Source organism: Streptomyces varsoviensis, assembly GCF_000718635.1.
GTDB classification, from domain to species: Bacteria; Actinomycetota; Actinomycetes; order Streptomycetales; family Streptomycetaceae; genus Streptomyces; species Streptomyces varsoviensis.
The window spans coordinates 411,498-431,413 of sequence record NZ_JOBF01000013.1; the positions used below are offsets into that span (position 1 = coordinate 411,498).

General features: G+C 71.2%; 17 protein-coding genes and 1 pseudogene. 9 read left to right on the plus strand and 9 right to left on the minus strand.

The features are described from left to right. Positions 1-67 precede the first annotated feature (67 nt). Complete coding sequence (locus IF55_RS20435) at positions 68-1,024, minus strand: hypothetical protein (RefSeq protein ID WP_211270010.1); 957 nt, start codon at positions 1,022-1,024, stop codon at positions 68-70. A 336-nt stretch (positions 1,025-1,360) separates the two neighbouring features. On the opposite strand from IF55_RS20435, the gene IF55_RS20440 reads away from it, so the two are divergent. Beyond that, a complete protein-coding gene (locus IF55_RS20440; RefSeq protein WP_030878755.1) occupies positions 1,361-2,131 on the plus strand; it encodes a MerR family transcriptional regulator in 771 nt (256 codons plus the stop codon). 178 nt (positions 2,132-2,309) lie between these two features. On the opposite strand, the gene sodN is transcribed toward IF55_RS20440, so the two are convergent. Further along, positions 2,310-2,705: a superoxide dismutase, Ni gene (gene sodN, locus IF55_RS20445; protein ID WP_030878757.1), complete on the minus strand. Its 396-nt coding sequence runs from the start codon at positions 2,703-2,705 to the stop codon at positions 2,310-2,312. Between the two features lie 139 nt (positions 2,706-2,844). On the opposite strand from sodN, the gene sodX reads away from it, so the two are divergent. Then, the gene (gene sodX / locus IF55_RS20450; protein WP_398243117.1) at positions 2,845-3,306 is read left to right on the plus strand and encodes a nickel-type superoxide dismutase maturation protease; all 462 of its coding nucleotides are present in this window, start codon (positions 2,845-2,847) and stop codon (positions 3,304-3,306) included. A 188-nt stretch (positions 3,307-3,494) separates the two neighbouring features. Here the strand turns inward: sodX and IF55_RS20455 are convergent. Next, positions 3,495-4,094: pseudogene (locus IF55_RS20455) on the minus strand (CGNR zinc finger domain-containing protein); the annotation flags it as partial. 93 nt (positions 4,095-4,187) lie between these two features. Here IF55_RS20455 and IF55_RS20460 point away from each other — a divergent pair. Next, positions 4,188-4,958 (plus strand): class I SAM-dependent methyltransferase, encoded by a 771-nt coding sequence (locus IF55_RS20460; protein ID WP_030878766.1) that lies wholly within the window; start codon positions 4,188-4,190, stop codon positions 4,956-4,958. Positions 4,959-5,290: 332 nt separating this feature from the next. On the opposite strand, the gene IF55_RS20465 is transcribed toward IF55_RS20460, so the two are convergent. From IF55_RS20465 to IF55_RS20475, 3 genes are all read right to left on the minus strand, one after another. Next, positions 5,291-6,043, minus strand: coding sequence for an amino acid ABC transporter ATP-binding protein (locus tag IF55_RS20465; RefSeq protein WP_030878769.1), 753 nt, complete (start codon positions 6,041-6,043; stop codon positions 5,291-5,293). Between the two features lie 5 nt (positions 6,044-6,048). Then, positions 6,049-6,996 (minus strand): amino acid ABC transporter permease, encoded by a 948-nt coding sequence (locus IF55_RS20470; protein ID WP_030878772.1) that lies wholly within the window; start codon positions 6,994-6,996, stop codon positions 6,049-6,051. A 348-nt stretch (positions 6,997-7,344) separates the two neighbouring features. Then, positions 7,345-8,298, minus strand: coding sequence for an ABC transporter substrate-binding protein (locus IF55_RS20475; protein WP_030878775.1), 954 nt, complete (start codon positions 8,296-8,298; stop codon positions 7,345-7,347). A gap of 663 nt (positions 8,299-8,961) precedes the next feature. On the opposite strand from IF55_RS20475, the gene IF55_RS20480 reads away from it, so the two are divergent. The 3 genes from IF55_RS20480 (at position 8,962) to proP (ending at position 13,688) form a co-directional block, all read left to right on the plus strand. Beyond that, positions 8,962-10,230, plus strand: a complete 1,269-nt coding sequence (locus IF55_RS20480) for an NAD(P)-dependent malic enzyme (RefSeq protein ID WP_030878777.1) — start codon at positions 8,962-8,964, stop codon at positions 10,228-10,230. Positions 10,231-10,966: 736 nt separating this feature from the next. Beyond that, on the plus strand, positions 10,967-11,935 hold the full coding sequence (locus IF55_RS20485) for a zinc-binding dehydrogenase (protein ID WP_030878779.1): 969 nt from the start codon (positions 10,967-10,969) through the stop codon (positions 11,933-11,935). A gap of 301 nt (positions 11,936-12,236) precedes the next feature. After that, a complete protein-coding gene (proP, locus tag IF55_RS20490; RefSeq protein ID WP_030878781.1) occupies positions 12,237-13,688 on the plus strand; it encodes a glycine betaine/L-proline transporter ProP in 1,452 nt (483 codons plus the stop codon). A 133-nt stretch (positions 13,689-13,821) separates the two neighbouring features. On the opposite strand, the gene IF55_RS20495 is transcribed toward proP, so the two are convergent. The 3 genes from IF55_RS20495 to IF55_RS20505 form a co-directional block, all read right to left on the minus strand. Continuing rightward, the gene (locus tag IF55_RS20495; protein ID WP_030878784.1) at positions 13,822-14,895 is read right to left on the minus strand and encodes a PadR family transcriptional regulator; all 1,074 of its coding nucleotides are present in this window, start codon (positions 14,893-14,895) and stop codon (positions 13,822-13,824) included. Continuing rightward, the gene (locus IF55_RS20500; protein ID WP_030878787.1) at positions 14,895-15,782 is read right to left on the minus strand and encodes a DUF4097 family beta strand repeat-containing protein; all 888 of its coding nucleotides are present in this window, start codon (positions 15,780-15,782) and stop codon (positions 14,895-14,897) included. Before IF55_RS20500 ends, IF55_RS20495 begins: the two co-directional genes overlap by 1 nt. Positions 15,783-16,025: 243 nt before the next feature. Then, the gene (locus IF55_RS20505) at positions 16,026-16,214 is read right to left on the minus strand and encodes a DUF6104 family protein (RefSeq protein WP_030878790.1); all 189 of its coding nucleotides are present in this window, start codon (positions 16,212-16,214) and stop codon (positions 16,026-16,028) included. Between the two features lie 228 nt (positions 16,215-16,442). On the opposite strand from IF55_RS20505, the gene IF55_RS20510 reads away from it, so the two are divergent. Genes IF55_RS20510 through IF55_RS20520 form a run of 3 tightly spaced genes read left to right on the plus strand, consistent with a single transcriptional unit; the run spans position 16,443 to position 19,904 of the window. Beyond that, a complete protein-coding gene (locus tag IF55_RS20510; protein WP_048832215.1) occupies positions 16,443-16,808 on the plus strand; it encodes a CU044_2847 family protein in 366 nt (121 codons plus the stop codon). Next, positions 16,805-18,889, plus strand: coding sequence for a VMAP-C domain-containing protein (locus tag IF55_RS39790; protein ID WP_030878796.1), 2,085 nt, complete (start codon positions 16,805-16,807; stop codon positions 18,887-18,889). Before IF55_RS20510 ends, IF55_RS39790 begins: the two co-directional genes overlap by 4 nt. A gap of 13 nt (positions 18,890-18,902) precedes the next feature. After that, the gene (locus IF55_RS20520; RefSeq protein ID WP_030878798.1) at positions 18,903-19,904 is read left to right on the plus strand and encodes a MoxR family ATPase; all 1,002 of its coding nucleotides are present in this window, start codon (positions 18,903-18,905) and stop codon (positions 19,902-19,904) included. Positions 19,905-19,916 lie beyond the last annotated feature (12 nt).

Sequence of the window (19,916 nt, forward strand, 5' to 3'; positions counted from 1 at the left end):
AGATTCAGAATGATGTGGCGGAGAAAACGTCAAATCGGTCGGTGGTGGATGGTCGGTGTCGGATTCATCAGGCGGCGCCGGGTACGGGAAGCCCGCACGAACGCCTCGCCTTGGTCAGTTGCTCCTCCGGTTCGCCGAATGCGCTCCAGGGCATTCGGGATGCGTACGGGCCCATGGCCGTGAATACCTCGCGCGCCTCGAATTCGCATTTGGCCATGTAGAGCGCGTGCGCGAGATAGGCGAGGTCCAGGACCGGTGTGAAGGGGTAGCCGGCCACCTGGGGAAACCAACCGTGATAGATGCCCATCGCGGTCGCGCGCCATTGCGGCTGCTCCCAGGTCCGGTCGGCCAGCAGGGCGTTGGGGTCGTAGTCCTCGACCAGGGCCACCAGGGGGAGCAGCCGCAGCGCGGACGTGGTGGGGGCGCGCTGGCTGAGGAAGGAGGCGACGTCCCAGCGAGCGCTGGCGGAGCCGCCGTGGCGTGTGAAGAAGTACGCGAGGAAGCGGTGGTGCGCCTCCCGGTTCCAGGGGTCGAGCCGCAGAATGCGAGCGAAGAGATACCAGGGCCCGGGCGGCGCGGTCAGCAGCCCCGGGGGCGCGGGGTCGCGCGCCTTCTGGAGCCGGGCGAGCGCGAGTTGTATCACCCATGGCGTGGGGTCCTCGGGCAGCATCTCGGCCGCCCGTTCGCAGGCGCTCTGCGCTATCCGTACGAGCGCCCCTTGGCGCCGGTCGTGCGCGTCGGCCATGCGCAGCGCGCGCAGCATCGCCACCCGTGCCCAGAGCAGCGCGGCTTCCGCCCCTGGTTCCTCCGCTAACCACCGTTCGGCCAGATCCGAGTCGGCCGCCTCGGAAGCCAGTACCAGAGAACGGTGCGCTCGGAGGTCGAATTTGCCGCGGGCGTCCTTCAACGCTTCATGCGCACTGAGATACCGACCGGTTCGCACGTCCATACAGGCTCGCGCCAACTGACGATCATCGGCCGCCGGACGCCACACATACTGCCCCTCGAACGCGTCAACAGCCACGATCCCCTCCCGATCCCGAAGACGGCACCAGTCACGCGTACGTCCCGTCCGTACTGAATTCAATCGGATCTTTTCGCAAGATCCACCAGCAGCGGGCCATACCCTACTCACCGCTAAGGCGTATCGAAACTAGTCGCCTGGAATATCTGGTTCCATACCGTTTAGGGTTTCTACCGGTTATCCGTGTCCCGAGGGTTTGTGCATGCGTTTGGCATATGCCAGACGACAAACCGGGGTACGGCGGAAGCGAACATTCCGGCTTGTGGTTGACGCAACGTCAACTCCTACGGTCGTACGCACGGCCGGAACGACCGGCCCGGTGATGGGAGACAGGACATGGCCTGGTCGATCGCGGAGGTGTCCCGGATGTCCGGGGTGACATCCCGGACCCTGCGGCACTACGACGCGATCGGCCTGCTGCCGCCGGCGCGGACCGGGAGCAACGGACTCCGTTACTACGAGGAGTCCGAACTGCTGCGGTTGCAGCAGATCCTGCTGATGCGGGAGTTGGGCGTGGGGCTGCGCGAGATCCGCGCGGCCCTCGACAGCCGGACCGACCGGGTGACCGTACTCCGCGAGCACCACCAGCGGCTGCTGGCGGAACGGCACCGGCTGGAGACGCTCGCCCGCACGGTCGCGCGCACCATCGCCGAACTGGAGGACCAGGAGGACACCGTGGAGAACAACGGCACGATGAAGATCAACCGGCCGGAGAACCTGTTCGAGGGCTTCGACCCCGACTACGACGACACCGAGGTGCGCGAGCGCTGGCCGGCCGCGTGGGAGGAGGCCCAGCCGGCCATCCAGGCGATGACCGACGCCGACAAGGAGCGCTGGCAGCGCGAGGTCACCGCCCAGATGATCCGCCTCGCCGACCTCATGGCCGCTGGCGCCCCCGCAGCCCACCCCACGGTCCAGGCCGAGATCGCCACCCACTACCAGGGCGTCTGCCAGTACTGGACCCCCAACGCGGAGGCCTACAAGGGCCTCGGCCGCACCTACGTCGAAGACCCCCGCATGAGCGCCAACTACGACAAGATCGCCCCCGGCCTCGCCGAGTACCAGGCCGCCGCGATGACGGTATACGCGGACGACCACCTGAACTGACGGTCGGATAGGCCCTTCCCTCGGCCGTCCGCAGCCCCCGGGCCGTCGCTCGGCGGTGGGGCTGCGGCACCGACACGAAAACCGACGCGAAACAGGAAAAACACCGCTCGCCGGAGGGCTCTCAGCCTCCGGCGAGCGGTGTGTCGTGAGCATGCTGACAACGGTCAGCAGGGCCGGGTCAGCCCTTCTTGGTCTCCCAGAAGATCTTGTCGATCTGGGCGATGTGGTCGAGGGCGTCCTGGCCGGTCTTGGGGTCGGTGGAGCCCTTGGCCGTGCTCAGGGCCTTGAGGGTGTCGTTGACGAGCTGGTGGAGCTCCGGGTACTTCTCGAAGTGCGGGGGCTTGAAGTAGTCGCTCCACAGCACCGAGACGTGGTGCTTGGCGAGTTCGGCGCGCTGCTCCTTGATGACGGTGGCGCGGGCGCGGTAGTGGGGGTCGTCGTTGGCCTGGTACTTCTCCTGGATGGCCTTGACCGACTCGGCCTCGATGCGGGCCTGGGCCGGGTCATAGACGCCGCAGGGGAGGTCGCAGTGCGCGCTGACCTTTACTTTTGGGGCGAACAGGCGGGAAAGCATGTGCTGTCCTTCCTCGTGATCGTCTTCTCAGGTGCGAGATTACTCGCTGTGGGAAGGCTTTTCTCGGGTGCCCCGGGGTGCTTAGGACAAAAGTCCAGTGTCAGTCTGGGACAGGCGGAGGACCGGACCGGGAGGTGCCGTGAATCAGGAGCTGGTGTACGACCGCGGGCAGGAGCGGGATCGCGAGCGTCGGGGACTGCTGCGGATCGGGCTGGCGGAGGTGTACAACCCATCGATGGTGCCCACCCTGAACCCGGGCGACCACCTGGTGGTGCAGTACGGCGCGCCGGTCCGGCCCGGCGACATCGTGCTGATGCGCCATCCGTTCCGGCAGGACCTGCTGATCGTCAAGCGCGCCGTCGAGCGGCGCGAGGGCGGCTGGTGGGTGCTGGGCGACAACCCCTATGTGGAGAACGACAGCCGCGAGTTCGGCGCCGTCCCCGATGAGTTCGTCGTCGCCCGCGCCGTCGTCCGGCTGCGCCGCCCGCCGCGCGCCGGTCAGCGGTCGGCGGTGGCGCTGCTCTCCTGGGCCGCCTCCGCGGTCCGGCCCGTGCTGCGTTCCTCGCCGCGCTCTTCGCCTCGGTCCTCGTTCGCCCGGTAGGCCGTCACCTCGGCGCGGCTCGCCGCGAGCGGGTTCGTACGGGGCGGGGCCCCCGGGTTCGTACGGGCAGGAGCATCCGGGTTCGTACGGGAAGGAGCGTCCGGGTTCGTACGGGCAGGAGCATCCGGGTTCGTACGGGGCGGGGCGAGCGGGTCTGTGCGGGATGCGGCGGCTGAGTCCGTACGCGGCCGCTCCCGCGCTGGTCCCTCGCGTCCCTCTCGTCCCTCCCGCTCCTCGCGTTTGCGCGCGCGGTACGCCGCCACGTTCGCGCGTGTCGCACACCGGTCCGAGCAGTACCGGCGGGAGCGGTTGGTGGACGTGTCGAGGTACGCGTTGCGGCAGGGTGCGGCCTGGCAGATGCCGAGGCGGTCGACGCCGTACTCGGTGAGGTGCACGGCCAGCCCCATGCACGCCGTCGCCGTGTAGGTCGCGCTCGCGTTCACCGCGTGGTCCGCGATGTGCATGTGCCACTTGGGGCGGCCGTTGTCGTCACGGAACTCGTGGCCGGAGATCTGCGGGCTGACCGGGAACTCGATCAGCAGCGCGTTGAGCAGGTCCACCGCCCGTACCTCGTCGTCCTCGTTCGCCGCCTCGAAGACGGCCCGCAGCCTCGCCCGTACGGACCGCAGCCGCGTGACATCGGCGTCGGCGATGCGGCGGGCGGCCTGCGCGCCGTTGCCGAAGAGTTCGCGCACCGCGTCCGCGGAGGTGAGCGTGTCGACCCCGCGCGCGGGCTCCTCGCTGTTGACCAGCCGTACGGCGTAGTCCGAGTAATAGGCCAGTTCCACTTGTGGTCCTTACGGGAGCGGTCTAGGGTCGGTGGTGCCCGGTCGGTAATGGTCGGTTCTCAATCGAGGGTATTACGAATCGGAGGGGTCGCGATGACACACACGGCACAGCCCACCACCCCCGCGGACTGGGCGGCCTGGCAGGCCAGTTGGGACCGCCAGCAGGAGTGGTACATGCCGGACCGCGAGGAGCGGTTCCGCGTCATGCTCGACATGGTCGAGGCGCTCGTCGGCCCCGCGCCCCGCGTGCTGGACCTCGCCTGCGGCACCGGCAGTATCTCGGACCGGCTGCTGAAGCGGTTCCCCGAGGCCGTCAGCACCGGCGTCGACCTCGACCCCGCGCTGCTGACCATCGCCCGCGGCACCTTCGACGGCGACTCGCGCGTCGAGTTCGTCACCGCGGACCTCAAGGACCCCGACTGGCCGGCCCGCCTCCCGTACGACACATATGACGCCGTACTCACCGCCACCGCCCTCCACTGGCTGCACGACGACCCGCTGCGCGCCCTGTACGGGCAGGTCGGCCGTCTCGTCCGGGACGGCGGCGTCTTCATGAACGCCGACCACATGCCCGACGACACCACGCCCCGCATCAACGAGGCCGACCGCGCCCTGCGCCACGCCCGGCAGGAACGGGCCAAGGCCGAGGGCGCTCTCGACTGGCGCGACTGGTGGGACCTCGCCGCCGCCGACCCGCTCCTCGCCGGGCCGACCGCCGAACGCTTCAAGATCTACGGCGAGCACGCCGACGGCGACACGCCATCGGTCGACTGGCATGTCCGCACCCTCCGCGAGGCCGGCTTCGGCGAGGCGCGGGCCGTGTGGTGCTCGCCCTCGGACGCCCTGGTGCTCGGTCTGAAGTGATCTTCGGGGCTCGGAGGCTGTGGGGCGGGGCCTCGGGGCCCAAGGGTTTTGGTGCCTCTGGGGCCCGGGGGGCGCTCCGGGCCCCGCGGGATCTCCGACCCCCGCGGGATCTCCGACCCCCGCGGGATCTCCGACCCCCGCGGGATCTCCGGGCCCGCGGGATCTCCGACCCCCGCGGGATCTCCGGGCCCGCGGGATCTCCGACCCCCGCGGGATCTCCGACCCCCGCGGGATCTCCGACCCCCGCGGGATCTCCGGCCCCCGCGGGATCTCCGGCCCCCGCGGGATCTCCGGCCCCCGGGGGGTCTCCCTCTCGCCCCCCGCCCCCGCCCCTACAGCACCTTCGACAGGAACGACTTCGTCCGCTCGTGCCGCGGGTTCGTCAGCACCTCCCGCGGGTGCCCCGCCTCGACCACCACCCCGTCGTCCATGAACACGACCGAGTCGCCGACCTCCCGCGCGAACCCCATCTCGTGCGTCACCACGATCATCGTCATGCCGTCCTCGGCCAGCGAGCGCATCACGTCCAGCACGTCGCCGACCAGCTCCGGGTCGAGCGCCGAGGTCGGCTCGTCGAAGAGCATCAGCTTCGGCTCCATGGCCAGCGCCCGCGCGATGGCCACCCGCTGCTGCTGGCCGCCGGAGAGCTGCGCCGGGTAGTTCGCGGCCTTGTCGGCCAGCCCGACGCGGTCGAGCAGCCGCTCCGCCCGCTCCCGCGCCACCGCCTTGGCCTCCCGCTTCACCTGCACGGGGGCCTCCATGACGTTCTCGATCGCCGTCATGTGCGGGAACAGGTTGAAGCGCTGGAAGACCATGCCGATGTCGCGCCGCTTCTCGGCGACCTCGCGGTCCTTCAGCTCGTACAGCTTGTTGCCCTGCTGCCGGTAGCCGACCAGTTCGCCGTCGACCGACAGCCGGCCGGCGTTGATCTTCTCCAGGTGGTTGATGCACCGCAGGAAGGTGGACTTGCCGGAGCCGGACGGGCCGATCAGGCAGAACACCTCGCGGGGGGCGACCTCCAGGTCGATGCCCTTGAGTACGTGCGTCGGGCCGAAGGACTTGTGGACGCCCTCGGCCTTCACCATGGCGGTCATACGTTCCCCCTCCGGGTCCTCAGCGAGAACAGGTTGGTCCTGACCTTCTGCCACGGGGTCTGCGGCAACTGGCGCAGGGAGCCGCGCGCGAACCGCCGCTCCAGGTAGTACTGGCCGACGCTGAGCACGCTGGTCAGCACCAGGTACCAGGCGGCCGCCAGGAAGAGCATCTCCACCGTCGCGCCGGAGGTCCGGCCGACGTTCGAGGCGGCCTGCAGCAGGTCGTAGTACTGCACGGCGATCACCAGCGACGTGGTCTTGAGCATGTTGATGAACTCATTGCCCGTCGGCGGCACGATCACCCGCATCGCCTGCGGCAGCACGACCCGGCGCAGCGTCTTTCCCTGGCTCATGCCCAGCGCGTGCGACGCCTCGGTCTGCCCCTCGTCGACCGACTGGATGCCGGCCCGGCAGATCTCGGCCATATAGGCCGCCTCGTTCAGGCCGAGCCCCAGCAGGGCGGCCAGGAACGGGGTCATGAAGGACGACCAGTAGTCCTTGTAGATCGGACCCAGGTTGATGTACTCGAAGACCAGGCCCAGGTTGAACCAGACCAGCAACTGCACGTAGACGGGCGTGCCGCGGAAGAACCAGATGTAGCCCCAGGCGATCGACGAGGTCACCGGGTTCTTCGACAGCCGCATGACGGCCAGGATGATGCCGAGGACCACGCCGACGACCATCGCGCAGATGGTGATCCATATGGTGTTCCGGACGCCCTTGAGGATGTCGTCGTCGAAGAAGTAGTCGGGGACGGCGCCCCAGTTCAGCTTCCCCTGGGCGAAGGCGTTGACGAGCAGCACCAGGAGGGCGACCGTGATGACGGCCGAGACCCAGCGCCCGTAGTGCCGTACGGGTACGGCCCTGATGACCTCCGGCACGGCGGCGGGGGTGGGAGGAGGCGCGTCGCCCGGCTCCTCCGCCTTGTTGAGCTTGTCAGTCACGGTGTTGCCTTTCAGCAGGACCTTTCGGCGGAACGGCTCGATGGCGGGTCGGTGACGGGTCGGACGCGGACTCACCGCGACCGCTTCGCCCCCGATGTGGACGCGGACTCACCGCGACCGCTTCGAACCCGACTTGCGCGCGGCCTTACCAGCCCGCTTCGGAACGGACTCGGACGCGGGCCTGGACGCGGGCCTGGACGCGGACTCGGGCGGTGGCTCGGACGCGGACCCGAGTGTGGGCTTGGAGGCGGACCCGGGCGTGGACTCGGCGACCCGCCCCGGGCCCGACCCGGGCGCGGCCTTGCCCGCCCGTCTCGGCACCGGGGTACGCGCGGCCACGCCCGCCCTTCAAGCCCCGGCGCCGCCGTTGACCTTGGCCTCCTTGAGCGCGCCGGCCGAGACGCCCCACTTGTCGAGGATCTTCTGGTACTCGCCGTTCTTGATGATCGCGTCGAGCCCGGCCTTGATCGCGTCCCGCAACTGCGTCTGGTCCTTGCTGAGCGCCATGCCGTACGGGGCCGCCTGGATCTGGTCGCCGACCATCTCGAAGTCCTTGCCGCCGCCCGAGGTCTTCACGGCGTACGCGGCCACCGGGAAGTCGCTGGAGCCGGCGTCCGCGCCGCCGCCGCGCAGCCGGGTCTGGGCCTGCACGTCATCGTCGAACGCCTCGATCTTGATCGGGTTCGAACCGCACTTCTTCGACTGGTCCTTGGCCTTGTCGTGCGAGACCGTGCCGCGCTGCACCACGATCTTCTTGCCGCACAGGTCGTCCCAGCCCTTGATGCCCTGCGTCTTGCCCTTCGGGGTGTAGATCGAGACGCCCGCCGAGAAGTAGTCGACGAAGTCGACGCCCTCGCCGACCTTCTTCTTCGTGTCGGGGTCCACGCCCGTCTGCCGGTCCTTGTTGTCCGTCATCGCGGACATCGCCACGTCGTAGCGCTTGGAGCGCAGGCCGGCCAGCAGGGTGTCGAAGGTGGCGTTGTTGAACTGGAACTCGACGCCCAACTGCTTGCCGATGGCCGCCGCGATGTCCGGGTCGAGGCCGACCGTCGTGCCCTCCTTCTTGAACTCGACGGGCGGGTACGCGATGTCGGAACCGACCTTGACGACGCCGGCGTCCTGGATCCGCTGGGGCAGCTTGTCGTGCAGCGGGGCCTTGGAGGACGACGCCCGGTCGCCGCCGGACTTCTTCGTCTGGTCGCCACAGCCCGTGAGCAGCAGGGCGCCGGCGACCGCGATCGCGCCGACGGCGGCCAAACGGCTCCTGGCGGCGGTCGGACGCGGGGTGGTGCTTGCGGTCATTGCTGGTTCCTCCTGCGAGTGAGGGAGTAGCCGAACTGGTCGGAGCACACACCATCGGGCCTCGCGACCTCGTGTGATTTGGGCATCTTGCCATCTGGACGGCGCCGATCGGGGGGCCTGCGATGTCAAAATCGGATAACGGGCTCTTCCCGTGCGACGGCCGGACCGTGGGGGCGGATGTCCCACTGCACGGTACGGAGAGAAGAGATCTGGCTCACAGTCGCCTTGTCTCGCTATGCGGGATGCTCGCCGTGAATCGTGCGGTTTGCGCACCTTGGGGCCGTTGGCTCGCGCCGTACGCGGGCGGGGGCGACGCCAGGACTGGTTCACGGCCCCGGCCACCCCCTTCCCGGCCTCTCGCCGGCCCATCCCAGCCCCCTAGCCGACCCCGAATCCGGCCCTGACCTCGGGCCTTGGGGAATTACCCGGCCCCCTCCGGCGTCCTCCACGTGACGAAAGCGACTCGTAACCGCTCCGGGACTTGCGCTAGAAAGGTGGGCTACACCCCTCACCCGGGGCTCGGGGCGCGCGTGCGGCGCGCCCGGCGTCCGTATCAGCCCCCGCGCGGCGGCCCATCCGCCGGCCGGGCCACGGACGCGGTGCCCGCCCGCTCCGCAACCTGGGGCGGTAACCCTCGACGTACAGATGACAAAGGGGTCAGAAGTGTCAGCGGAGATTGTGAATCCTCGCAGCGACAGCAGCGACAGCAGCGACAGCAGCGAACACGGCAGTGACACCGGCGCCGACGGCGACGCCGGTACGGACACCGCCCGAGACGAGCCGTTCGACGCGGCCTTCGCGCTGCACCGCGGCGGCAAGATGGCCATCCAGGCGACGGTGCCGGTGCGCGACCGGGACGACCTGTCGCTCGCCTACACGCCCGGCGTGGCCAAGGTGTGCAGCGCCATCGCGGAGCAGCCCGAACTCGTCCACGACTACACCTGGAAGTCCCAGGTCGTGGCCGTCGTGACGGACGGCAGCGCGGTGCTCGGCCTCGGGGACATCGGGCCCGAGGCGTCCCTCCCGGTGATGGAGGGCAAGGCCATCCTCTTCAAGCAGTTCGGCGGCGTCGACGCGATCCCGATCGCGCTCGCCACCCAGGACGTGGACGAGATCGTCGAGACCGTGGTGCGGCTCGCGCCGTCGTTCGGCGGCGTGAACCTGGAGGACATCTCCGCGCCCCGTTGCTTCGAGATCGAACGCCGGCTCCAGGAGCGGCTCGACGTCCCGGTCTTCCACGACGACCAGCACGGCACCGCCGTCGTCACGCTCGCCGCCCTGCGCAACGCCGCGCGGCTGACCGGACGCGCGCTCGGCGAGCTGCGCGCGGTCATCTCCGGGGCGGGCGCCGCCGGGGTGGCCATCGCCAAGATCCTCACCGAGGCGGGCATCGGGGACGTCGCGGTCTGCGACCGCAAGGGCGTCGTCTCCGCCGACCGTACGGACCTCACCGACGTGAAGCGCCAGGTCGCCGGCTTCACCAACAGGGCCGGCCGGCAGGGCTCCCTGGCCGACGCGCTCGACGGCGCGGACGTCTTCATCGGCGTCAGCGGCGGCACGGTGCCGGAGGAGGCGGTGGCCAAGATGGCGCCCGGCGCGTTCATCTTCGCGATGGCCAACCCGAACCCGGAGATCCACCCGGAGGTCGCTCACAAGTACGCGGCCGTCGTCGCCACCGGCCGCAGCGACTACCCGAACCAGATCAACAACGTCCTCGCCTTCCCCGGCATCTTCGCGGGCGCCCTCCAGGTGCGCGCCACCGAGATCACCGAGGGCATGAAGCTCGCCGCCGCCGAGGCGCTCGCCTCCGTCGTCGCCGACGACCTCAGCCCGGACGTCGTCATCCCGTCCCCCTTCGACGAGCGCGTCGCCCCGGCGGTCACCGCCGCGGTCGCGGCGGCGGCCCGAGCGGAAGGCGTCGCCCGCCGCTGACGGTTGTACTGGCCGTACGGGCTCGTGGGCCGTACTCGGCTGTACGGGCCGTACGGGCTTGTACTGGCCGTGCGGGCTGTCCGGCCGTGCCGGCTGCACTGGCGGTGCCGGTTGTACTGGCCGTACGGGCTGCACTGGCTGTGCCGGCTGCACTGGCCGTGCGGGCTGCACTGGCTGTGCCGGCCGTGCGGCCTCGTGGCTCGCGCCGACCGCGCGGGGCGCGGATCTTTGCGGCCCCCGGGGCCGCGTTGGTTGTACGGGCGCGTGGCCGGTACCGGCCACGCGGATTTCGGCCCTCTGCGGCCCCGGGCGCCGCGCGGGCCGCACCGGCGGTGCGGGTCTCGGGGCTTCGCGGCCTCGGAGGCCGCGTCGGCCGTACGGGCGCGTGGGCTGTACCGGCGGTGCGGGTCTCGGGGGCACGCGCCCCCAGGACGCCGTGCTGGCTGTACCGGCGGCTTGGGTCTCCGTGCGGCCCTGGACGCCGCCATGGTTGTACGGGCACGTGAGCTGTGCCGACCGCGCGGGTCTCGGGGCATGCCGCGTCGGCTGTACGGGCACGTGAGCCGTACCGGCCGCGTGGTCCTCGGGGCGTGCGGCCCCGGACGCCGCGCGGGGCTGTACGGACCCGCGCTCGTACGGGGCGCCCGGGGGCTGAGCTGGGCCGGACGCGCGGGCCGTACGGGGGCGGGGCGCATGCCCACTTTCGCGGTGGCTGGTGGCGGCCTAGGTTGGGATCATGTTCGCTGCTTATGCTGCCAGGATCGACCGTGACCAGCCGTTGAACGGGCTTGAGACGGGGGAGCGGCCCGAGCCCACCGTCGATGGGCGGGCGGGGTGGACGGTCGTCGATGTGAAAGCGGCCTCCCTCAACCACCACGACCTGTGGTCGCTGCGCGGGGTGGGGCTGGGCGAGGAGTCGTTGCCGATGATTCTGGGCTGCGACGCGGCCGGGGTGGACGCGGACGGCAATGAGGTCGTCCTCCACTCGGTGATCGGGCAGACGGGCCACGGGGTGGGGCCGGAGGAGCGGCGTTCGATCCTCACCGAGCGGTATCAGGGGACGTTCGCCGAGCGCGTGGCCGTACCGGCGTGGAATGTGCTGCCCAAGCCGCAAGAGCTGTCCTTCGAGGAGGCGGCCTGCCTGCCCACGGCGTGGCTGACGGCGTATCGGATGCTGTTCACGAACGCGGGCGTACGGCCGGGGGACACCGTTCTCGTGCAGGGCGCGGGCGGCGGGGTGGCGACGGCGGCGATCGTGCTGGGGGCGGCGGCCGGGCTGCGGGTGTTCGCGACCAGCCGGCACGCGGCCAAGCGCGAGCGCGCGGTGGAGCTGGGCGCGGAGGGCGCGTACGAGCCGGGCGAGCGGCTGCCGCGGCGGGTGGACGCGGTGATCGAGACGGTCGGCGCCGCGACGTGGTCGCACTCGCTGAAGTCGCTGCGGCCCGGCGGCACCCTCGTCATCTCGGGCGCGACCAGCGGCCCGCACCCGGAGGCCACCGAGCTGAACCGGGTCTACTTCCTGGAGCTGAAGATCGTCGGTTCGACGATGGGTTCCAAGGAGGAGCTGGCCGGGCTGCTGAGCTTCTGCGCGGCGAAGGGCGTACGGCCGGTGATCGACTCGGTGCTGCCGTTGGACCGGGCGCGGGAGGGGTTCGAGAAGATGGCGGGCGGCGACCTGTTCGGGAAGGTCGTGCTGACGGTCTGAGCGGTCGCCCGCGGTCGCTGCGGTCGGCGGAGCGTCCCCAAGGGCGCTGACCGGGCCGATCCGTCACCTATGCGTTTTACCGCCCGTAACCCCCGCTACGGTCTGTTAGCGTTCATTACGGACCTACCCCGGTTGAATAGGGTAATCCGCCATCAAATAGGGTGATCGGCCCTAGTGGTCGCAGCGACCAAGGGACTGTAGTCCTGCCCGAAAGTGGCTTTCGTCCAGATAAGTCACCGGGGATGAACCAGGTATCACTGGGTAGTTGCGCTATGAACCTGTCCCCGACCGAAAGCCGCCCGTGCCTGTTCAGCAAGAACTCGAAGCCCCGGCCGTCACCCGGCACCGCCCCCTCGTCCGCGCCGCCGCGCGCCGCTCGAACCCGCCGCTGCGGCGCACGGACATCACGGTCACGGACGAGACGGCGGTCAAGCGGGCGGTCAAGGCCGCGGCGCTGGGCAACGCGATGGAGTGGTTCGACTTCGGGATCTACAGCTATCTCGCGGTCACCATCGGCAAGGTCTTCTTTCCGTCGGGGAACGACACGGCGCAGTTGCTCTCGTCCTTCGCGACGTTCGCGGCCGCGTTCCTGGTGCGCCCGTTGGGCGGCATGGTCTTCGGGCCGCTGGGGGACCGGATCGGCCGCAAGAAGGTCCTGTCGCTCACCATGATCATGATGGCGTCGAGCACCCTCGCCATAGGGCTGATCCCCGGCTACCAGTCGATCAGCTTCTGGGCCCCGGTCCTGCTGATCGTCTTCCGGATGCTCCAGGGCTTCTCCACGGGCGGCGAGTACGGCGGCGCGTCCACCTTCATCGCGGAGTACGCGCCGGACCGCCGCCGCGGCTTCTTCGGCAGCTTCCTGGAGTTCGGCACGCTGATCGGCTACACGGCCGCCGCCGGGCTCATCACGATCCTGACGGTGACGCTCTCCGACTCCTCCATGGAGTCCTGGGGCTGGCGCGTCCCGTTCCTGGTCGCGGGCCCGATCGGGCTGGTCGGCCTCTATATGCGGCTCAAGCTGGACGAGACGCCGGCCTTCCAGAAGCTGGAGTCGGAGGGCGCGTTCGAGAAGCGGGAGAGCACTCCGTTCCGGCAGATACTGACGACGCAGTGGCGCCCGATGGTGCTGTGCATCGCACTCGTCGCGGCGTTCAACGTCACCGACTACATGCTGCTGTCGTACATGCCCACCTACCTGTCGAACAGCATCGGCTACGACTCCACCGACGCCCTCGTGTCGATCATCATCGTGATGCTGGTCCTGATGGCCGCGATCACCTTCGTCGGACGCCTCTCCGACCGCATCGGCCGCAAACCCGTCATGATGGCCGGTTCGCTCGGCTTCCTGGTGCTCTCCGTGCCCTGCTTCCTGCTGATCAAGATGGGCACGGTCGTCCCGGTCTTCGCGGGCCTGCTGATCCTGGGCCTGTGCCTGCTGCCGTACGTGAGCGTGATGTCGTCCTCGCTGCCCGCGCTCTTCCCCACGGACGTGCGCTACGGCTCCCTGTCGATCGCCTTCAACATCTCCGTCTCCCTCTTCGGCGGCACCACCCCGCTCGTGGTCGAGGGCCTGGTCAGCGGCACCGGCAACGACATGATGCCCGCGTACTACACCATGCTCGCCGCCCTGGTCGGCGTCATCGCCGTCGTCACCATGAAGGAGACCGCGCGCCGCCCCCTCCCCGGCTCGCCCCCCTCCGTCTCCACGCCGGAAGAGGCCGCGGAACTGGTGGCCGCCTCGCGCCCGTAACGCGCCCCTCTCGCAGCTCGCAGCGACGGCCGCGGGCCCGTACGCATCACGCATCGTGCGTACGGGCCCGCGGCCGTCCCCTGTTCTTCCCCCGTCAGTCCCCCGTCAGTTCCCCCCCCTCAGTCCTCCGGCGTCAGTCCTTCGGCGTGCGCAGGAGGGCTTCGATGCGGGCCGCGGCCTGGGCCAGGTGGGCTCGGGAGGCGGCTAGCTGGTCCGGGGTGACGCCGTGGTCGCGGGCGGCGTCGCGGATGTCGTCGCGGAAGCGGTCGAGGAGGCGGTCGAGGTCGCGCGGCGGGTTCTGCGAGGCGGCGTCGTCGGCGGTGGCCCACTCCGGGGCGGGGTGGGCCGGCTCGGAGCCGGCGTCCTTGCCGAGGTCGACACGATCGACCGTGACCTCGGGGCCGGGCTCGGGGCGGCTGGTGTCCCAGGGCTGGCCCGCCAGCGAGCCCAGTTCCTTGGCCAGGGCGTTGACGCCTTCGAGGATGCCGCTGGGCCAGTCGCCGTGCCGGGCGTGTTCGCGGACCTGTTCCTGCACGCGCTCCTTGATGCGCAGCACCTCGTCGCGCGCGTGGTCCTGGGCCTGCTTGGCCTGGCGGCGGGCCTGCTGGGCGTCCTGGCGGGCGCGGCGGCTCTCCTCCTTCGCCCGGCGCGCCTGCTCCTTCCACTCCTGCTTGGCCTGCTTGAACTCGTCCTTCGCCCGCTGCCAGCTCTCCTTGTCGCCCCACACCCCGTCGAAGAAGTCGGACGCCTCCGGGAAGCCCATACGGGAGGAGGCCCCCGAATGGCCGGAGGGACCGGCGGAGGACCTTGAGGACTTCGCGCGGGTCTCGCGGGCCGCCTCGCGCATCTCGCGGCGCAGGTCGTTCGCCGAGCCGCGCACGTCCTCGCGGATCTCCGCGGCGAGTTCGGAGACCGACTCGCGGATCTCCAGCTCCAGTTCGGCCAGCTCGCCCTGGCGGTCGGCCAGTTCGGCGCGGCCCGCGTCGGTGATGGAGTAGACCTTGCGGCCGCCCTCGGTGGCGTGGGTGACCAGGCCCTCGGCCTCCAGCTTGGCCAGCCGGGGGTAGACGGTGCCGGCGGACGGCGCGTACAGGCCCTGGAAGCGCTCCTCCAGCAGGCGGATCACCTCGTAGCCGTGGCGCGGCGCCTCGTCCAGGAGTTTGAGGAGGTAGAGGCGGAGTCGCCCGTGGGCGAAGACGGGGGGCATCAGAGGTCCTTCCGCTCGGTGGCGTTCGCGGCCGTGCCGCCGGCGTCGGCGGTGTCGTCGGCGCCCGCCTCGGACCGCGGCCTGCGCAGCAGCGCCACCGAGCCCGAGACGGTGGTGACCTTGAGCTTGCCGCTGCCCGCCCCCAACTGTCCGGTGACCCGCTTGGCGCCCCACTGGCTGCTGACCCGGAGGTCGTCGAAGGCGTTGGAGAGCGCGCCGCTGGCCGTGTTGGCCTCGACCTCGGCGTCGGCCGCGTGTGGCAGCCGGATGGCGACCTCGCCCGAGACCGTCGTCAGGTCGATGCGGGAGCTCTTGGCGCCGGGGGAGAGGTCGACGACCATGTCGCCGCTGACGGACTCCGCCTTCACGGCGCCGCTGCCGCTCTCGATCAGGGTGAGGTCCCCGTTGACCGAGTTGAAGCGCAGGTCTCCGGTGAGCGCCTGCGCCTCCAGCCGGCCCGACACGGTGTCCGCGCGGACCTCCCCGGTCAGGCCGACGAGCGTGGTGTCGCCGCTCACGCCGCGGACGTCCGTACGGCCCGACACCCCCGAGACGACCGCGCCGGCCTCGACGACGCCGACCTCCACGCGGGTGCTCGTGGGGACGGTCAGCGTCACATGGGCGGTGCGCCGGCCTCCGGTGGGCGTGAACCACTTGAGGAAGTACTTCCAGGTGAGGTCGTCATAGGTGACGGTGAGGTCGCCGCCGTCGTGCGTGACGGTCAGCGGCGGGCCCTCTATCGCCGACAGCTCCAGCCGCGCGGGCCCGCTGTCGGACCCCACGACGTTGACCGTGCCGCCGACCAGGCGTACGTGGAGCGTGGTGACCGGATTCTCGAAGGTGAGTTTCCGCGGTGCGTCGAGCGACCACTCCGATGGCGCCGGCATCCAGGGCCTCCCTGAGTCGATGGGGGACGCAACATATCGCGTCTCTCTGCGATACACGATATATCGCGGCCTCTGGATGTCAAGCGAAGGTCGCCGGTCCGGTCGGGTGAGCCCCGCCCCAGTCCCGGCGACGCGATATGGCGCGAGTCGGCGGCGCCCGCGACCTCGTGGCCCGGGCCGGACCTCGTCCGCCGACCTCGCCCCCGGGGTTGCCGAGGTCGCCCCCTGCTCGTCCTGCGCGTCCTATTCGTCGTACTCGTCGTACTCGTCGTCCAGCCGCGCCAGCCACGTCGCCAGCCGCTCCACCGGCACCTCGAAGTCCGGGTTCAGGTCGACGAACTCGCGCAGCCGCTCGGCCACCCAGCCGAGGGTCACGTCCTCCTCGCCACGCCGGTTCTCCAGCTCCTCGATGCCGCGGTCGGTGAAGTACAAGAGTCGCTCCGAATGGTTCCGGGAAGTCCGGCGGATCCGGGTGGACCCGCGAGGGATTCGAAAGGGTGCCGACGGGCCCCGAGCGGTGCGCCGAGGACCCTCCCCACCAGGATATTGGCCCCCTGGCCAGGGCCGCCCGGCGGGCGCGGGGGTGCGCTCGGCAGCGGCCGGGGATACCCTTGCCGGACTCAACACACAGGTCGAGAGGCCCAGTTGACGGGGGACGGCATGGCTGACGCGATCAAGCAGGTGGTGCTGCCGGACGGCACGCCGGTCTGGGCGAGAATCTCGCTCGCCGAGGGGGCGGGCGGCAAGTACACCGAGACATGGTCCGGCGACGCCGTCGCCGCCCGGGTCGAAGGGCTGAACGAGCTGGTCAGAGGCGTCGCGGGGTCGCTGCGCGAGGCCACCCGGCGGGCCCGGCCCGACGAGGTCGCGGTCGAGTTCGGGATCGAGCTGACGGGCGGGGCGGGCAAGGTGTTCTCGCTGCTCGCCAACGGTGAGGCGAAGGCCGCGATCAACGTGACCCTCACCTGGAAGGGAGGCACGCTGGCCGCGCCCGACGGCGCGACCGGGGGGAGCGACGGCGCGTGAGCGTCTCCTGGAACGCGCTCGCGCGTCGTGTCCAGCGGGCCACGGTGCGCATCCAACCGGCCGTCGACGGGTATGCCGAAGGGGGGCTCCACCCCGAAGCCCTCGAAGACCCCGAAGCCCCCGGCGGCCGCGCCCTCGCCGCGCAGCCGACAGCCTGGGGAAGCGGGTTCTTCGTGGCGCCCGGCTGGGTGCTCACCTGCGCTCACGTACTGCGACGGGAGGAGGGGGGCATCGGGATGGGTGAGGGCGGCCCCGGCGTCCACGAGGTCGGGCTGGTCTTCGACGGCCGCAGCGCCGTCGGCGAGGTGCGCCACGCCCTGCACAGCCCCGAGGACGGCGTCGACATCGCCATCATCCGCGCGTACGACGCCGAGCCGCACGTCTTCCTGCCGCTCTCCGAGGACACCGGCGACCCCGGCGACCAGATCCTGTTCTTCGGCCACTCCCGCGAGACCGGGCCGCTCCGCCCCATCAGCGTCGTCGGCACGATCGGCGGCACCGTGGCCGCCACCCGCGGCGACAGCGCCAACGAGCAGTACCTCCTCGACGGCATGACGGTCCCGCGCGGCGTCTCCGGCGGGCCCGTCTACCACCGGGCGCGCGCCGAGGTCATCGGCATCGTCACCCACCAGGCCGACGACCGGCGCGGCGGCCTCGCCTCCTCCCTGATGCAACTGCGCGGCCTCTTCACGGAAGGCGCCGGCGACCTCTACCACCTGCTGTGGCAGGCCCACGACCACGCCCACTACACCCACCACTTCCGCCCCGCCCAGACGGACGGCCCGCTGCGCGCCATGGAGAGCTGGACGACCGTACGGGCGCGGGCCACCCCCGAGCACGGGCGGCCCGAGGGGCCGCTGAGCCACGCCCGGCGCACCGAACTGCGCGGCCTGCTGGCGGCGATAGCGCCGCCCGAGCACCCCCGCAGCGTCATCGCCGCCGTCGAGGCGGTGCGCGGCGACTGGGTCGAGCCGGACACCGTCCCCCACCTGTGGCGCGACGGCCTGGACCTGCTGTACGACGTGCGCGGCCGCACCACCTTGGAGGCGACCCTCCTCTACAGCGTCGCCGTCGCCGAACAGGCCCCCCTGGAGGACCCCGAGCCGCGCCGCCGGCTGCTGGCCTGGTACACCGCCACCGCCCGCGAGGACGGCCTCCTCGACCGGCTCGACGGCCCCCGCGAGGCGCTGCGCGCCTGGGGCGCCGCCGTCCGCGAGGAGCGCGCCGCCGCCGGGCTCGTACCGCTCGTACGGCTGGAGGTCTACGAGCTGTACTACCGCGCGGACGCGGGCCATTCGCGCGCCGTCCACTACGGCTGGACGCTCTCCGGCACCGACGGCGACGAGTTCGACACGGGCTTCCGCGGCCAGGACGACAGCGGCGTCCTGCGCGAGGACCTGGCCGGCCGGCTCCTGCGGCCGCTGGCCCGGGCCTTCGACTGGTCCGACCGGCCGGGCCGGCCCGCCGCCCTCGAAGTCCGGCTGCCGATCGGCCTGTTCGACCTCCCGGTGGACCGCTGGCCGGTCGCCGGACGCGATCCGCTCGGCGCACAGCGCCCCGTGACCGTACGCTGGGCGGAGCGGCCCGGGCCGCCGTCGTCCGGGCGGCAGTCGGAGGACAGCCCGCGGCGCGCCCACGAGCGCCGCTGGAAGGGGATAGCGGACGGCCCCCTGCGGCTGTACGCGCTGCACGGCGAGGACGGCGCGCTGCGCTCCACCATCACGCTGTCCGAGCTGCGGGAGGCGGACCCCAAGGCGGTCCCCGCGCTGTTCTGCCCGGCCGAGGGCCCGGTGCCCGAGGAGGTCCTGCTCCGCGTGGTGAGCGCCGGCCACGGCATCGCCGTATGGAACAGGGACGCCGCCTGGCGGTACGGCTGGCGGGAGTTCGAGCGCGGCCTCCGCGGGGCACTCGCGTCCGTGCCGCGACCCGACGCGCTGCCGGCGGCCCTGCACCGGCTCCGCGCCGGGGCCAACGCGCGGGATCCGCGGGCCTCCTGGTGCGAGGACCTGGCAGTACTGTACGACCCGGCCCCGGCCGCGGAAGCGCCGCCCGAAGAGGAATATCTGTGTGAACCGCTGTGACGAGGAGCGAGACGTGAACGACTGGCTCATCTACCGGGGCACGGGCGAGCCGCACCGCCGGATCGACGAGCTCCCCGCCCCGCCGCCGTGGCGCGACTTCGACGGCGGCCCCGAACTGGCGCCCGCCGACGCCGCCGACAGCTCCTCCCAGCGCCGGCTGGGACCGGTCGGGGAGGCCGAGCTGTTCCGCCCGGAGGGCGAGGAGCTGGAGCTGATCAACGCGGCGCTCTATCTGCGCAGGCCGCTGCTGGTCACCGGCGACCCCGGCACGGGCAAGTCCACGCTGGCCCACGCGGTGGCCCGGGAGCTGGGGCTGGGCCGGGTGCTGAAGTGGCCGATCGTCAGCCGCACGACGCTGACCGACGGGCTGTACCAGTACGACGCCATAGCCCGCCTCCAGGACGTACAGCTCGGCGGCGGGCCCGACCACGCGGTGGACGCGGCGGCGCCCCGCGGCATCGGCGGCTACATCCGGCTCGGCCCGCTCGGCACGGCGATGCTGCCCTTCGGCAGGCCCCGCGTGCTGCTCGTCGACGAGCTGGACAAGAGCGACATCGACCTGCCCAACGACCTCCTGAACATCCTGGAGGAGGGCGAGTTCCCCATCCCCGAACTGGAGCGCATCGCCGACCGGGAGCCCGAGGTCGACGTGCTCACCGACGACGGGCGGCGGGTGCGCATCACCGGCGGCCGGGTGAGCTGCCGGGCGTTCCCCTTCGTCGTCCTCACCAGCAACGGCGAGCGGGACTTCCCCGCCGCCCTGATGCGCCGCTGCATCCACCTGCCGCTCGGCCGCCCCGACAAGCACCGCCTCGCCGCCATGGTCCGCGCCCACTTCGGCGAATCCGGCGTGGCCTGCGGACAGGAGCTGATCAACGAGTTCCTGACCCGCTCCGCCACCGAGCTGGTCGCCGCCGACCAACTCCTCAACGCCATCTACCTCTCCAGCTACGCGACCAAGAGCACCGAGGACCTCGCCAAGACCCTCATGCGGCGGCTCGACCGGTCGAGGTGATGGATGTGTCCG